At 35.1% G+C, this 15513-nt stretch carries 12 protein-coding genes; 5 read left to right on the forward strand and 7 right to left on the reverse strand.

The genetic code is table 11. The annotated features are described in order from the left end of the window. Positions 1 to 22: 22 nt before the first annotated feature. The 3 genes from odhB to H0V01_00495 all read right to left on the reverse strand — a co-directional run bounded on the left by odhB (position 23) and on the right by H0V01_00495 (position 4505). Complete coding sequence (gene odhB, locus H0V01_00485; GenBank protein ID MBA2581840.1) at positions 23 to 1261, reverse strand: 2-oxoglutarate dehydrogenase complex dihydrolipoyllysine-residue succinyltransferase; 1239 nt, start codon at positions 1259 to 1261, stop codon at positions 23 to 25. A 57-nt stretch (positions 1262 to 1318) separates the two neighbouring features. After that, on the reverse strand, positions 1319 to 4057 hold the full coding sequence (locus H0V01_00490) for a 2-oxoglutarate dehydrogenase E1 component (GenBank protein MBA2581841.1): 2739 nt from the start codon (positions 4055 to 4057) through the stop codon (positions 1319 to 1321). Positions 4058 to 4151: 94 nt separating this feature from the next. Continuing rightward, positions 4152 to 4505 carry a hypothetical protein gene (locus tag H0V01_00495; protein ID MBA2581842.1) on the reverse strand — a complete coding sequence of 118 codons (354 nt, stop codon included), beginning with the start codon at positions 4503 to 4505 and terminating at the stop codon, positions 4152 to 4154. 145 nt (positions 4506 to 4650) lie between these two features. Between H0V01_00495 and H0V01_00500 the strand changes: the two genes are divergently transcribed. Both H0V01_00500 and H0V01_00505 read left to right on the forward strand, forming a co-directional pair. Then, positions 4651 to 6081, forward strand: a complete 1431-nt coding sequence (locus tag H0V01_00500; GenBank protein ID MBA2581843.1) for a Glu/Leu/Phe/Val dehydrogenase — start codon at positions 4651 to 4653, stop codon at positions 6079 to 6081. After that, the gene (locus tag H0V01_00505; GenBank protein MBA2581844.1) at positions 6078 to 6998 is read left to right on the forward strand and encodes a TIGR01777 family protein; all 921 of its coding nucleotides are present in this window, start codon (positions 6078 to 6080) and stop codon (positions 6996 to 6998) included. Before H0V01_00500 ends, H0V01_00505 begins: the two co-directional genes overlap by 4 nt. A 93-nt stretch (positions 6999 to 7091) precedes the next feature. Here the strand turns inward: H0V01_00505 and H0V01_00510 are convergent, their stop codons facing one another. The 4 genes from H0V01_00510 to H0V01_00525 all read right to left on the reverse strand — a co-directional run bounded on the left by H0V01_00510 (position 7092) and on the right by H0V01_00525 (position 12357). After that, positions 7092 to 8072 (reverse strand): polyprenyl synthetase family protein, encoded by a 981-nt coding sequence (locus H0V01_00510; protein ID MBA2581845.1) that lies wholly within the window; start codon positions 8070 to 8072, stop codon positions 7092 to 7094. Positions 8073 to 8080: 8 nt separating this feature from the next. After that, entirely contained in the window at positions 8081 to 9016 is a 936-nt protein-coding gene (locus H0V01_00515; protein ID MBA2581846.1) for an NAD-dependent epimerase/dehydratase family protein, read from the reverse strand. Between the two features lie 10 nt (positions 9017 to 9026). Continuing rightward, positions 9027 to 9884 carry a glucose-1-phosphate thymidylyltransferase RfbA gene (gene rfbA, locus H0V01_00520; GenBank protein MBA2581847.1) on the reverse strand — a complete coding sequence of 286 codons (858 nt, stop codon included), beginning with the start codon at positions 9882 to 9884 and terminating at the stop codon, positions 9027 to 9029. A gap of 61 nt (positions 9885 to 9945) precedes the next feature. Beyond that, positions 9946 to 12357, reverse strand: coding sequence for an MMPL family transporter (locus H0V01_00525; GenBank protein ID MBA2581848.1), 2412 nt, complete (start codon positions 12355 to 12357; stop codon positions 9946 to 9948). 241 nt (positions 12358 to 12598) lie between these two features. Here H0V01_00525 and H0V01_00530 point away from each other — a divergent pair, with 241 nt between their 5' ends. The 3 genes from H0V01_00530 to H0V01_00540 all read left to right on the forward strand — a co-directional run bounded on the left by H0V01_00530 (position 12599) and on the right by H0V01_00540 (position 15445). After that, positions 12599 to 13888 (forward strand): hypothetical protein, encoded by a 1290-nt coding sequence (locus H0V01_00530; protein ID MBA2581849.1) that lies wholly within the window; start codon positions 12599 to 12601, stop codon positions 13886 to 13888. Between the two features lie 194 nt (positions 13889 to 14082). Next, entirely contained in the window at positions 14083 to 14976 is an 894-nt protein-coding gene (locus H0V01_00535) for a hypothetical protein (protein MBA2581850.1), read from the forward strand. A 28-nt stretch (positions 14977 to 15004) separates the two neighbouring features. Then, on the forward strand, positions 15005 to 15445 hold the full coding sequence (locus H0V01_00540) for a hypothetical protein (GenBank protein MBA2581851.1): 441 nt from the start codon (positions 15005 to 15007) through the stop codon (positions 15443 to 15445). Positions 15446 to 15513: the final 68 nt, after the last annotated feature.

Raw genomic sequence — 15513 nt, forward strand, 5'->3', positions numbered from 1 at the left:
CTCAGGATATTTACCTAAACATTTACAATCCCAATAAAACCTCAACAGGATCCTTGGCTCCAAAAAGTAATTTAGTAGGATTTTCAATCATTTCCTTCACTTTTACAAGGAAAGAAACAGATTCTTTTCCATCTATTATTCTATGGTCATAAGAAAGGGCAATGTACATCATTGGACGTATTACAACTTGTCCGTTTACCGCCATAGGGCGTTCAACTATATTGTGCATACCTAAAATAGCACTTTGAGGAGGGTTTATTATTGGAGTGGATAACAACGATCCAAATACTCCTCCATTTGTTATTGTAAAAGTACCTCCTGTCATTTCATCCACAGAAATTTTTCCTTCCCTTGCTTTTTTAGCAAGCTCTCCAATTTTTCCTTCAATTTCTGCCAGAGACATTTGTTCAGCATTGCGTATTACAGGCACCATTAACCCTTTTGGGGCACTAACGGCAATACCGATATCGGCATAATTATGATATACTATTTCATCTCCATCAATCATTGCATTAACAGTTGGAAATAAATTCAATGCCTCGGTAACTGCTTTGGTGAAAAAAGACATGAACCCAAGTCCTACTCCATGGGTTTCTTTGAATTTATCCTTGTATTTACCTCTAAGCGCCATTACATTGCTCATATCTACTTCATTAAAAGTAGTTAGCATTGCAGTTTCATTTTTAACGGCAACCAACCTTTGAGCTATCTTTTTACGCAGAGATGACATTTTCTGACTATCAACATCTCTTGTTCCACCCCAGCCACTTGCTGCTTCCTTGTTGAAACCTGCTGAAAGTGCCTTTAAAACATCTTCCTTTGTGATTCTTCCTGCCACACCTGATCCAGGGACTTTAGAAACCGGAATTCCATTTTCATCCATTAATTTTTTTGCAGCTACTGAAGGAAGTCCATTTGCATAGGATGATTTGCTAGAAGCAGAAACAGGTACAGCCTTTAGCTCTTCCTTTACAACTGGTTTAACCATTGCCTGAGCTGTTTCTTTTTTCTCTGCCTTTGGTTTACTTTCACCCTTTACAGCAGTATCAATTTTACACACAACATCTCCCACCTTTACGGTTTCCCCTGCCTTTACCAATATTTTAAGTGCACCTGATTCCTCTGCATTTAAGGTTAATGTGGCTTTGTCAGAATCTACCTCACATATTTCTTCATCCTTTTCTACATAATCCCCGTCTGATTTTAGCCAGTTTGCTATTTCAACTTCAGTAATCGATTCTCCCGGGCTGGGAACTTTCATTTCTATAATCATGTTTTCTATAATAAAATCTGTTTTTAAATCTATTATGATGTTTAATTATTTTTCTATAAGTACATTTTCAAAAACCTGATCCACAATTGATTTTTGTTGTAAAAGGTGTGTTTTACTGTATCCTGTGGCTGGTGTTGAATTCTCAGGTCTTGAAACAACTTTTAATCCAGGGGTAAGTGGTCCGAATTTTCTTAAAATAAATGACCAGGCTCCCATGTTTTCCGGTTCTTCCTGAACCCAAAGCCATTCTTTTGCATTACTGTATTTTTGCAACACTCCTTTCAGTTGTTCAATTGGCAATGGATAAAGTTGTTCAAGCCTTATCAATGCACAATTCGTGATTCCATCTTTTTCTTTTTGCTCAAGCAAATCATAAAAAATCTTTCCGCTGCAAAAAGCAATCTTTGTAATTACATCCGGGTTTGCCGTTTGATCATCAATTACCTCCAGGAATCCCCCTGAAGTAAAATCTTTTAATGAGGACACACACTTTGGGTATCTTAAAAGACTTTTGGGTGTAAAAACCACAAGAGGTTTTCTAAATGGCCTATGCAATTGCCTTCTTAAAAGATGGAAAAAATTTGCAGGAGTTGTACAATTTGTAATCTGCATATTGTTGTATGCACACATTTGTAAAAAACGCTCTATCCTGGCACTTGAATGCTCTGGTCCCATTCCTTCATATCCGTGCGGAAGAAGCATCACCAGTCCATTCATCCTTCTCCATTTATATTCTGCACAACTTATAAATTGATCTATAATGATTTGTGCTCCATTGAAAAAATCTCCGAACTGAGCCTCCCAAATAGTCAGCGTATGCGGAGAGGCCATGGCATAACCAAATTCAAAACCAAGAACACCGTATTCCGAAAGAAGGGAATTGTAAATCTCTAATTTTGCCTGGGTTCCACTAAAATTATTCAAGGGAACGTATTCTTCTTCTGAATCCTCAATTTTAATTACTGCATGGCGGTGTGAAAACGTTCCCCTTTCAACATCCTGTCCGCTAAACCTTACTGCGCTTCCCTCGTTAAGTAAGGAGGCATAAGCCATTAACTCGCCCATTCCCCAGTCATAACTATCGTTCTTTATCATATCCATACGGTCTTTAAACAACTTTTTGGTTTTATTAAAGAAGTTTTTTCCTTCTGGAAGAGTTGCTATTTTCTTTGCAATTTCAAGAAAACTTTTTTCATCAACGGCTGTAACTGGAGATGAATTAAAATCTTCATTTGTGGCCATTTTCAATCCCTTCCAGGCACCATCCAGAAAGGAGCTTATCCTGGCTTTTTCTGTTTGTTTGGCCTCAGTTAGCATTTCCTGAAGCATATTTTTAAAGCTTTCTTCCATTTCTTTGGCAAGACCAGATTCAACAGAGCCCTGTTTTAAAAGCTTATTGTTATATAGTTCTCTTGGATTTGGGTGATTAGCAATTGCTTTATATAAAATAGGCTGAGTAAAGCGCGGTTCATCTCCTTCATTGTGCCCGTATTTACGGTAGCAAAGGATGTCCACAAAAACATCACGTTGAAACTTCTGTCTAAATTCCATTGCCAATTGGCAAACATATACCAAAGCTTCAACATCATCACCATTTACATGGAAAACCGGAGAAAGTACTACTTTAGCTACATCCGTGCAATAAGTGCTGGAGCGGGCATCATGATAATTGGTAGTAAATCCTACCTGGTTATTCACAACAATATGAATTGTCCCCCCGGTTTTATAGCCTTCTAGCTGTGACATTTGAATTACTTCATATACTATACCCTGACCTGCAATTGCAGCATCACCATGAATTATTATAGAGGCTGCTTTTGAAAAATCATTTTTGTGGAATGTATCTATTTTAGCCCTGGTTATACCTTCCACAACTGGCCCAACTGCTTCAAGATGGGATGGGTTGGGAGTTAAACTAAGGTGGATTTTTTTACCTTTATTGGTGAATTGATCACTTGAATAACCTAAATGGTATTTCACATCTCCGTCAAAAAGTGAATCTTCAGCTCCACGTCCTTCAAATTCTGTAAATATATCTTTATAGGTCTTGTTTAAAATATTGGCCAAAACATTTAAACGGCCACGGTGAGACATTCCAATTACGAAATCATCGATTCCTAGTTCTGCTCCTTTTTCAACTACAGTATCAAGTGCAGGAATAAGGGTTTCTGCGCCCTCAAGAGAAAATCTTTTTTGACCAACAAATTTAGTATGAAGGAAATTTTCAAAAACTACAGCCTGGTTAAGTTTATTTAAAATTGTTTTCTTTTCATCAATTCCAAAATCAGGTGTGTTTTTACAGCCCTCCATTTTGCTCTTAAGCCATTCGTGCATTTCCTGATTCCGAATGTACATAAATTCAACTCCTATTGACTGGCAATAGGTCTGTTCAAGGTGCGCTACAATGTCTTTTAATTTTGCAGGACCTATGCCTATTTGTGTTCCTGCCTGAAAAACTACTTCAAGATCTTTTGCCTCAAGGTCGAAATTTTCAATTGCAAGGCTTGGGGAATATTGCCTTCTTTCTCTTACAGGGTTTGTTTTGGTAAAAAGATGTCCTCTGGTTCTATAACCTGTAATAAGGTTAATCACATTAAATTCTTTCCTTACGTTTTCTGGCACTTCCGAACCAGAAACCTCTGTATAATTTGCCTTAGCAAAATCAAAGCCTTCAAAAAATTTTTTCCAGGAAATATCTAATTCATCCGGATTGGTTTTAAATTGTTTGTATAATTCATCTATAGATGAAACATCAGCATTGCTTAGATAGGAGTATTTATCCATTTTACTGTTTAAATATTTTTTAGAACTAGCAAAAGTACAATTTTTGTAAGATTCCAGTTAAAATATTAATTAAAAGAGACGAATTATATTGTTCTTAATGTTGCTTTTTATAAAAATTTCTGCTAATTGTTTTCTGTAATTCCCGCTTTACAACTAGTACAGCCACTTCTTTAAGTAAATCCTTACCCGGTTTTTCAATCGCATTATTCAACATTTTTTCACTTATATCAATTTTATACATGAGTGCCTGAAACAACTGATGTTTATTGTGGTAGAGGTTTTCCAAAACAGGACATAAGGCGTTAATCAATGTTTCAAAAGTTGGTTCATTTTGCTCGGCTATAATTTCCTGTTCACCAATTTGCATAAAACCCCTGTTTATTCCAGCTAAAGTTTGCTGAAGTATTTCCTTTTGATTTATATATTTTGAAATATCAGGTAATTCCATTTGCCTTGTTTGTATTGTGAAGGTACGAATTCAAAATTGACTGTATCATAAAAAGTCCTAGAATCATACTTCCTTTTTAAAAAAAACTCTACCTTAGAAAAATAAATCGAAAAGCATAGTAAGAACACTTAAAATGAGAAGTAAAATGGTAACTAAATTGGAGCAAAAGAGAGAACATAGTTTTTTTGGTGATGTAAGCAGATATTTTGACAATGCTGTAAAATTCCTTGACTATCCTAAAGGATTACTTGACCAGATAAAATGCTGCAACAGTGTTTATCAAATAAATTTCCCGTTAAAAGTAGGAAATGAAATTCAGGTAATCCAGGCATTCAGGGTAGAGCATAGTCATCATAAACAACCAACCAAGGGAGGAATACGATTTTCAGAAAACGTATCACAGGATGAAGTAATGGCCCTTGCGGCATTAATGACCTACAAATGTGCCATTGTAGATGTTCCTTTTGGGGGTGCTAAAGGAGGAATAAAAATAAATCCACGGAAATATACAGAAGAACAACTCGAAAAAGTAACACGGAGGTATGCTTCTGAGCTAATTAAAAAGAATTTTATTGGTCCTGGCACCGATGTTCCTGCTCCTGATTACGGAACCGGAGAAAAGGAAATGTCATGGATTGTTGATACTTATACTGCTTTTTTTCCTGGCAACCTGGATGCAATGGCTTGTGTTACCGGCAAACCTATTAGCCAAGGAGGAATAGAGGGAAGAAAAGAAGCAACAGGCTTGGGGGTTTACTTTGGAATGCGCGAGGTTTGCAGTTTTAAGGAAGATATGGATAAACTTGGATTATCAACTGGAATTGAAAACAAAACCGTGGTTATTCAAGGACTTGGTAATGTTGGCTATCACGCGGCAAAGTTCTTTTATGAGGGTGGCGCCAAAATAATAGCAATTGCAGAATACGAAGGAGCAATTATGAATTCCGAAGGGTTAAATTATCAGGAAGTATTTGAGCACAGAAGAAAAACAGGTTCACTATTAAATTTCCCTGGTGCTGTAAATATTGAAAAATCATCTGATGCACTTGAATTAGAATGCGATATTTTAATTCCTGCTGCACTTGAAAACCAAGTACATCATAAAAATGCGGACCAAATTAAGGCTAAAATTATTGGAGAGGCAGCAAATGGTCCAATTACACCGGAGGCAGAAATAATACTCAATGCAAAAGGCGTATTAATTATTCCAGACATTTTCCTAAATGCTGGCGGGGTTACTGTTTCCTATTTCGAATGGCTTAAAAACCTTTCCCATGTTAGATTTGGAAGACTAGGAAAAAGATTTGACGAGAATATGAATAACCAAATGCTGTCTGCCATTGAAACCATTACAGGAAAGCCTTTTACCGCCTTGCATCGCAAACAAATTGGAAGAGGAGCTGATGAACTTGATTTTGTATATTCAGGTTTGGAAGAGACCATGATAGAGGCATACAGGGATATAAGGACCGAATATAAAAACGGAAAAGGCATTCCTGATCTACGTACTGCTGCTTTTGTAGTTGCTATTAGAAAAATTGCCGGTTCTTATGAATCTCTTGGTATTTTCCCATGATTAACTCCACTGTTTCAACCGTTCTTATTACCGGAGGAACTGGTTTTATAGGATCCCAGCTTACAAAACTTTTACAAACAGAAGGTTTTCGTGTTACTCACCTAAGCAGGTCTGTAAGTGGAAAAGAAAAAGTGAAGACTTATGCCTGGGATATAGAGAATGGATATATTGAAAACGGAGCAGTGGAACAAGCTGATTATATTATACATCTTGCAGGAGCCAACATTGCCCAAAAGAGATGGACAAAAGAAAGAAAGAAAATAATTATTGACAGCAGGGTTAAATCTGCTGAACTTATCTACAACAAAGCCTCTAAATCCACAGGAAAATTAAATGCCTTTATTTCTGCCTCAGGTGTAGGTTATTATGGCACTATAACTTCAGAAAAAATATTTAATGAGGATGATTCTGCCGGTTCTGATTTTACAGCCTATACATGTAAATTGTGGGAAGAAGCAGCCCTTAGATTTTCAAATCTCGGTATTCGAACAGTTCGGGTAAGAACGGCAATTGTTTTTGGCACAAATGGTGGTGCTCTACAAAAATTAGCAAATCCTATTAACAATTTCCTGGGAGCTCCTTTAGGCTCGGGAAATCAATATTTCCCCTGGATACACATTAACGATTTGTGCCGGATTTATTTAAAAGCAATTCAGGATCAAACAATGCAGGGAGTTTATAACGCTGCAGCTCCTTATCATGTAACCAATAAGGATTTGACAAAAACTATTGCAAAAGTGCTTCACAAACCTCTAATTTTGCCCAATGTGCCCGCTATTGCCATAAAAATAGTAATGGGAGAATTGGGTGATGCCATTTTAAAAGGAAGCCGGATATCTTCTGAAAAAATCAGGAAAGCAGGTTTTCATTTTAATTTTCCCGATATAAAAATTGCCTTAGAGGATTGTTTGAAATAATGGCGTTTTTTCTAAAATAGGCAGACAATTTATTCAAAAACAAAAACAGCTCCCATTACTTTGGCTGGGTATTCAATAAAGTCTTTTAAACAGTTAAATCTCTCTTGCCATTAGGCTTTCAGCCAAATTAAAAAGATGTTGTTTTTTGCTTTTATCTACTTTTACAGCCTCAAGATTGCTTATTGCTTTTTGAAAATACTTTTCCATTTCAAATTGTGCAGCTTCTTTAACCTTATATTTTTGAAAAACTTCTAATACCCAGGTAATCTTTTCCATTGAATTTGACGGAATGGTAGAAAATAAATATTTAAGCTGCTGCTTGTCCTTTTCATTTGCTTGTTCCAAAGCCTTCAAATAAAGGAAAGTTTTTTTATTTGCAATAATATCTCCGGCTATTTGTTTTCCGAATTTTTCGGGATCTCCGTATGAATCCAGAATATCATCCTGTAACTGAAAAGCAATACCGATGTTTTTTCCAAATTCCCAAAGTAGCAAAGCGTCTTGTTCAGGGGCATGAGCTACAATAGCGCCCATTTTTAAACTGGTTCCAAGTAAAACAGCCGTTTTTAATTCTATCATTTTAAGATACTCCTCAATATTTGCCTGACTGGTTTCATAATTCATATCCAGTTGTTGGCCTTCACAAACCTCAAGGGCAGTTTTGTTGAATACAGAAAGTAGTTGGTGCAATATTTCAGGCTTGTAATGCAACAATAGTTGGTAGGACTTAATCATCATAGCATCGCCTGCTAAAATGGCAACATTAACATTCCATTTCTTATGAACAGTTTCTTTTTTTCTTCTTATTGGAGCATTATCCATAATATCATCATGGATTAAAGTAAAATTATGCAAAACCTCAACAGCAATGGCAGCATTTATAGCCGATTCAACAGGTTTGTCAAATAAATCGCAGGCTAAAAGCACAAGGAGCGGCCGCATTCTTTTCCCACCTAATTTCAACATGTAGGAAAGAGGCTCATATAATTCACATGGAATTCCATTCAAATTATTGGCATAAAAAACAATTCGCTCCTCTATTTCCAGCTGTAAATTTTGTATTGCCTGTGACATAGGAAATTTCAGAGAATATAAGAGGTGTTTTCAATTATTTTTTTCAAACCCTCTTCAAGAGAAACAGGTTCTCTTTTTAATAGAAGTTTCATTTTACTGATATCTGGCTGCCTGCGAGTCATATCTCCTTCATCAAGAGGATCAAGATGGACAATGCGGGAGGAGGAATTAGCAACTTTAATAATCGTATTTGCCAAATTCAAAATGGTAATTTCTTTTTCACCACCAACATTTACAACATCATTAATAAATTTATTTTCAACAAATGCATTAATACAAGAATCAATATTGTCATTTATGTAACAAAATGTACGTGTTTGCATTCCATTGCCATATATGGTAATATCCTTGTTTTTAAGTGCTGCGGCAATAAATTTTGAAACAACAAAGTCTTTGCTTTGCTTTGGCCCATAGGTATTAAAAAACCTAAAAATGGTATAATCAAGGTTGTATTCTGTTTTGTACGATTTAAGGTAAGCCTCGCCTACATTTTTCACAATGGCATATGGAAGCCGGGAATTCAAAGGGGTAGTATGTTCATTTTGCGGAAACTCTACAGGTTCGCCATATACTTCTGAAGAAGAGGAATAAAAAACTCTTTTTACTCCGGTGTTTTTTGATAAATGCAATACGTTTTTTATCCCTGTAATATCATTTAAAACCTTTACCGGATTACTTAAAGTCCTTTTAACGCCAACTAATGCAGCATAATGAAAAACATAATCAAATTGCCAGGCATAAAAAACTCCTGAAATATCAGTCCACTCATTTATATCGCATTTTATAAAGCGAATATTGCCATGTTCCGAAACGGGTATTTTATCAATGCTTCCAGTAACAAGGTTATCGGCAATTATTATGAAATTAGCAGGATCCTGTGCTAATTTCTCCGCCAGTGCACTTGGAATAAAACCAGCCCCGCCTGTAATTAATATTTTAGCCATAATGTATGGATTAAGGCAAATTAAGTAAATAATTGCCATAGCCACTTTTCAGAAGTGGTTGTGCCAGGTTTAAAAGTTGTTTTTTATTGATAAAATTCATCCTATAGGCTACCTCTTCAATACATCCTATTTTCAGTCCTTGTCTTTCTTCTATTACCTGAACATACTGGCCTGCTTGCATTAAGGAATGAAAGGTTCCAGTATCAAGCCAGGCTGTCCCCCTGTCTAAAATGGCAACTTTTAAATTGTTGTTTTTTAGGTAATGTTTATTGACATCCGTTATCTCATACTCCCCTCTGGAACTAGGTTCTAATTTTTTTGCAATTTCAATAACCGAATTATCATAAAAATACAATCCCGGAACAGCAAAATTCGATTTAGGTTTTTGTGGTTTTTCTTCAATAGAAATAGCTTTGTTATTTTTATCAAACTCAACTACTCCATATCTTTCAGGATCTGAAACATGGTATGCAAACACAACTCCGCCATCCGGTTTGGTTATTGATTGAAGCAAAACCGACATTCCTGAACCATAAAAAATATTATCTCCAAGAATTAAGGCAACATTATCTTTTCCAATAAATTTTTCACCTATAACAAATGCCTGTGCAAGTCCATTGGGTACTTCCTGAACTGCATAAGAAAACTGGCATCCCAAATTTTTTCCATCTCCCAATAGCTTTTCAAAATTAGGTAAATCTGAAGGTGTAGAAATAATAAGAATTTCATTAATACCAGCCATCATTAAAGTAGAAAGCGGATAATAAATCATAGGTTTATCGTAAACCGGCATTAATTGTTTGCTTACAGCTAAGGTTAATGGGTGAAGTCGAGTGCCAGAGCCTCCAGCAAGAATTATTCCTTTCATTTATTGATTTAATGTAAGTTACAGACAGTTATAATGAGAAAATGAGTAAACATTATTGATTCTAAAACACTTTTGGGACATTTGGATCACTGGTATCTCCAATAACCAAATCTTTGAGTTCAATATCTTCCTCCTCGTCAATAATTTGTACTAATGGTTCCTTAAAAGCCTTAGTAGTTAAGGATTTTTCCAATGAAAGCAACAAACAAGGCAAAACAATAAGATTTGAAAGCATAGCAACAAAAAGGGTAACTGCTACAAGGATACCAAGGGCTACTGTTCCACCAAAATTAGAAACGGAAAATATGCCAAAACCGAAAAACAAAACAATAGAGGTATAGATCATACTAACTCCTGATTCCCTTAAGGCAGCAATAACGGAATCTTTAATATTCCATTTCAACACTTTAAGCTCCTGCCGGTATTTGGCCAGGTAATGTATTGTATCATCCACAGAAATTCCAAAAGCAATACTGAAAACCAAAATAGTTGAAGGTTTTATTGCTATTCCAAAATATCCCATAAGTCCTGCGGTAACCAATAAAGGTATAAAGTTAGGCACAAGTGAAACAAAAACCATTCGATAGGATGAAAACAAAAAGGCCATAAGAATAGAAATGACTACAATTGCCAGTGCCAAACTTGTAAAAAGATTTTTAACCAAAAAATTTGTGCCTTTCAAAAACACGATACTGTTACCAGTTAACACAACATCGAATTTTTCAGGATCAAAAATAGAATCAATGCGTGGTTTTATATCATTCTTAATCACCTGCATTTTTTTTGTGCCAATATCCGCCATTTGAACGCTAACGCGGGTATAGCGTTTTGTAGAGTCAATAAATGTTCTTAATATATTTTCTTTTGCACCCGTTTTTGCAGTAAAATAAGGGGCTAAAAAGCTTTTTTCCATATCACTTGGTAAGCTGTATCTATCAGGGCTTCCATTGTAATAGGCCTGTTTGGAAAATTTAACAACTTCTGCCATTGAAACAGGCTTAGAAAATTCAGGATAAGATGAAATAAGATCCTGTAACTGGTCAATTTTTTTTAGTGTGGATATTTGACTTGCCGCTCCTGGTTTTTTAGCATCAATTGATATCTCAAAGGGCATTACTCCGCTAAAATTTTCCTGGAAAAACATTAGATCAACAACAATTGGATCGTGTATAGGAAGGTCATCCACAATGTTTCCTGTTGTTTGAATTTTTGTTATTCCATTTATTGCTAAAGCAATGGCTATAGCAGATACTATGTAAACAGTTTTACGGTATCCAGTTACAATCACAACAAACCGTTCAACAAGATTGAAAATTAATTTGTTTTCAAGGTGTTTGGTATTCTTCTCGTTTGGGGGAGGAAAATAACTGAATATGATTGGTATAAGCAACAATGACAATACAAAAACACACAGTATGTTAATGGAGGCTACAATTCCGAATTCCTGCAGAATTCGGCTGTTAGTAACAATAAATGCAGCAAATCCAAGGGCTGTTGTTGTATTAGTAAGTAAAGTAGCTCCTCCAATTTTTTGGATAGATCGAATTAGCGCTTTGGCCTGATTTCCGTGTATTTTATATTCCCTGTGGTACTTGTTTAACATAAAAATGCAATTGGGAATACCAATAACAATAATTAAAGGAGGGATAAGGGCAAGAAGTATGGTAATTCTAAAATCAAAAATAGCTACAGTCCCGAGGGAATAAATTACACCAATGGCAACTACCATCATGGAAAAAAGAGTAATTTTAATTGAGCGGAAAAACAGAAATAGAATAAAAGCGGTCACAAAAATTGCAAGAAGGATAAACAATTTTAATTCGGCCGCAACTTTTGTTGTCATGTTGCTGCGAATGTATGGCAAGCCAGAGTAGTGAAGATCCAAACCGGCAGCTGTTGCTTCCTGATGAATAATCTCTTTTAACTCAAGCATGAACTTATCTCTTTGAGCAGAATTAACTATTTTTTTATCAATTGAAACCGCCATTAAGGTTGCTCCTGAGGATTCATTATAAATCCTACCATTGTAAAACGGAAGCGAGAAAATAATTTCTTTCAGGCTGTCTAATTCCTCTTGTGTTGTTGGTGCTTGTTTTACAACGGGTAAAAAATCAAATTTCTTTATTGAATCATTTTTACTGAGATTGTAAATATGAGCAAGGGATATAACTTCATCTACTCCCTCTATTGCTTTTAATCGATTTCCAAGATTATACCAGGAAATGAATTTATCCAGTTTAAAGAGATCAGGTTCTTTAAGGCCAATGGCAAGGATATTTCCATCTTCACCAAAGCGGTTTTTAAAGTCCTCGTAATCAATTAGGGTTGGATCATCCGAAGGTAAAAGCTTTAGAAATTCATAGTCCATTCTTACTGTTGATGCCTTATAGGCCATAAAACCTGTAAAAAGACCCAAGAGAATCAGAATAGAAACTCTGTTACGTAAAATTAAACTACAAATCGTTCCCCACATAAAGTATTAGTATCAAAAACAATTGTCGAAATTATGAACTTATTAAGGAATATCAAAATAAAACAATGACAGCCAGTACTAAAAAAGGTGTAAAATAAAGACGCTTTAACCGACTATGCTTTTTATCAAAATAAAAAAACAAACGCAAAAGGACTGATAATAGTACAAGTACGGCCGTTTTATAAAAATTAATTGTATTTTTGGAATGAGATTTGTAAAACCCCTGGTCAAAACAATTTTTATGAATAATTTTATTTTTAGTTCCGCTAAAAGCCTTTTTGTACCTTCTAATAGCTGCAAACAAATAAACTCAGTAACCTGTTTTCCAGGCAAACATTTTAGAAAAGCCACCACTGGTTTTAATTCAGCATTCGTTGTTTTAATGCTAATGCTGTCATTTTCTTCTTGCATATCATCCAAAAAACACATGGACAGAGGGCAATATGATATAGCAATTACAAAGTCTGTAAAAAAATTAAAGAAAAACCGGAATAATGAGAAACACATGCTGATTCTGGAAAAATCATATAACCTGGCCAATGAAAGGGATAAGGAAAGGGTAGGGTTTCTGAAGCTGGAAGGCAATCCAGATATTTGGGATGATGTTTACCAATCCTTTTTAAGCTTAAAAGGAAGACAGGCAAGAGTAAAACCAGTTATGCCACTAAAAGTGCCTAGTACGGGTAGAGTAATTTCATTTGATTTTGTTAATTATGATGAAGAAATAATAAATGCAAAAAGGAAAGCTGCGGAATTTTACTACGTTCGTGGCACTTTGCTCCTGGAAAATGGCAGCAAGGAAAATGCCAGGTCTGCTTATAATGATTTCAAAAACGTACAGAAATTTTTTTCTGATTATAAAGATTTGAACCAGCAAATAAATAAGGCCCTGGATATAGGAACAAGTCATGTGGCCTTTAAAATGCAAAATGCAAGCGGTATTCCTTTGCCCTTAGCTTTTGAAGAAGATTTAACAAAAATAAGCCTTAATGATTTAAATGGGCAATGGGTGAAATTTCATACCATTATTGAAAAAAACGCCTTCTACGATTATACTGTAAAGGTAAATATAAGAATGATTGATATTAGTCCGGAGGGATTAAAGGAAGTTCATTTTATTGAGACAAAAGATGTGCAAGATGGATTTCAATACCTTTTGGATAAAAATGGAAATGTAATGAAAGACAGCCTGGGCAATGATATGAAGGCACCAAAATATAAAACCATAACGTGCAACCTTATTGAAACACAACAGAAAAAAACAGCAAGAATAGCAGGAACAATTGATTTTATAGATAACCATACCGGACAATTATTAAAAAGCGATCCAATTGCTTCCGATGTCTTTTTTGACCATATCTCACTAATAGCAATTGGAGACCTAAATGCACTAAAGCCAGAAACAAAAAAAATGATTGGAATAAAACCAATGCCTTTCCCTCCAAACCCTGAAATGATAATGCAATGCGGAAATATTATGAAGGGGATGACAAAAAATATTTTGGTGAACAACCAGAGGCTTTTAAATTAATTTATGTTTGTATTTGGGCAAAAACAATGAAGGAACTTTTAAATTTACAGGACGCTTTTAACTTATAAAATAACCAGCGCAGATTTAATTTAAGAAAAGCAAACTTTTTAAAAAAATTATTTTGCCTTGGTTTTTTTGGTCGATTAAATTAATCCTTACATTTGAGGTAATAATTCATTTATCTCCCAAATATTATGAAACTTAAATTTAGAACCATCCTAATTCTTCATTTTAGCTTTTTGATTTTATTGGTAAATAGTTGCAAGACGGAAGTACCGGACACTTCAGCTGATTCTGAATCTATTGTTACAGAGGAAGTAGAGACTGATAATACAGGAAGTATTTTTTATTCAATTCCATCTCCAATGGAGTTGGGGGCTTTGTTGCATCGTGCAGGAGTATCATACAATAGTGAGTTATTAAATCCTACCGACAAGGCATCTCAATATATTGGCACATCAAGCAAGGCACTTAATTTAGGTGTATATGTAGCTGATTTAAGTTATACAACAGCATCAAACAAGATGCAAGAATCCATGAATTATTTAAACAGTGCACGAATTCTTTCTGAAGAACTTGGATTAAAATCATTTTCTGGAGAAATGATGCTGGAAATAGAAAAAAACCTGGACAAAAAAGATGAATTAATAAAATTGGTTTCAGAGGCATATCAATCCTCGAATGAAACACTTACTGAAAATGACAGGGAAACGATTTCTATTTTGGCAATTACAGGGGGCTGGATTGAAGGAATTTATATAGGAACCCAAATTGCAAAAACAAATGCAAACAATTCGGGAATTATTAAAATGATAGCCGAACAAAGAACAACCTTGGATAATCTTATTTCACAAATGAAACCCCACAAATCCAATTTAGCAATAGGGTCATTATTAAACTCCCTAAATGATTTAAAGAAAATTTATGATGAAACACCTGTTGGCGAAGCCAGTGCAGAGATAGACGTAAGGGAAGGCTCTAACCAAATCACCATTGGCGGGACTTCCGGTTTTTCACTTTCTGATGATCAATTTTCAAGAATAACAAAAACGGTTGATGAAATAAGAACGAGTATTGTTAAAATATAAGCCCAATAACCTAATAATAAATCAAAACATGAAAACAACCCTCACCTTTAAAAAAAGTATAATTGTACTTCTGTTTGCATTGCCTTTATCGGTATTTGCCCAATGCAATTCGTTTATGAAACTTAAATGCAATCCTATTTTAAAACCCTATTTGAGTAGCGGACAAGTTTTTAATTCCACTTTATTATCAGAAGACAAAGCTAAACTTCTTCTTACTTTTTATGAAGGAATGAATTATAGAATAGTTGTATGCAGCCAACCCGAACTTGGAAATGTTCAAATGAGGCTTAAGGACGGAAAAAACAAAATTGTTTTCACAGGTTCTGTTCAAGAATCAAATTTTTGGGATCTAAAAGTTGATGCTACACAGGTTATGACTATTGAAGTATTGACACCAGTCCTGGAAAATACTGAAAGTATGGTAAAAAGCGGTTGTGTTTCACTTATGGTAGGTTTTAAGCCCTACTAATTAAATTGCTTGAAATAAATCATGTGCTTTTTCACGAATGTTTATGGTAACCTTTAGCTAAATATTCT

The organism is Bacteroidota bacterium (assembly GCA_013696965.1).
Classification (GTDB): domain Bacteria; phylum Bacteroidota; class Bacteroidia; order JACCXN01; family JACCXN01; genus JACCXN01.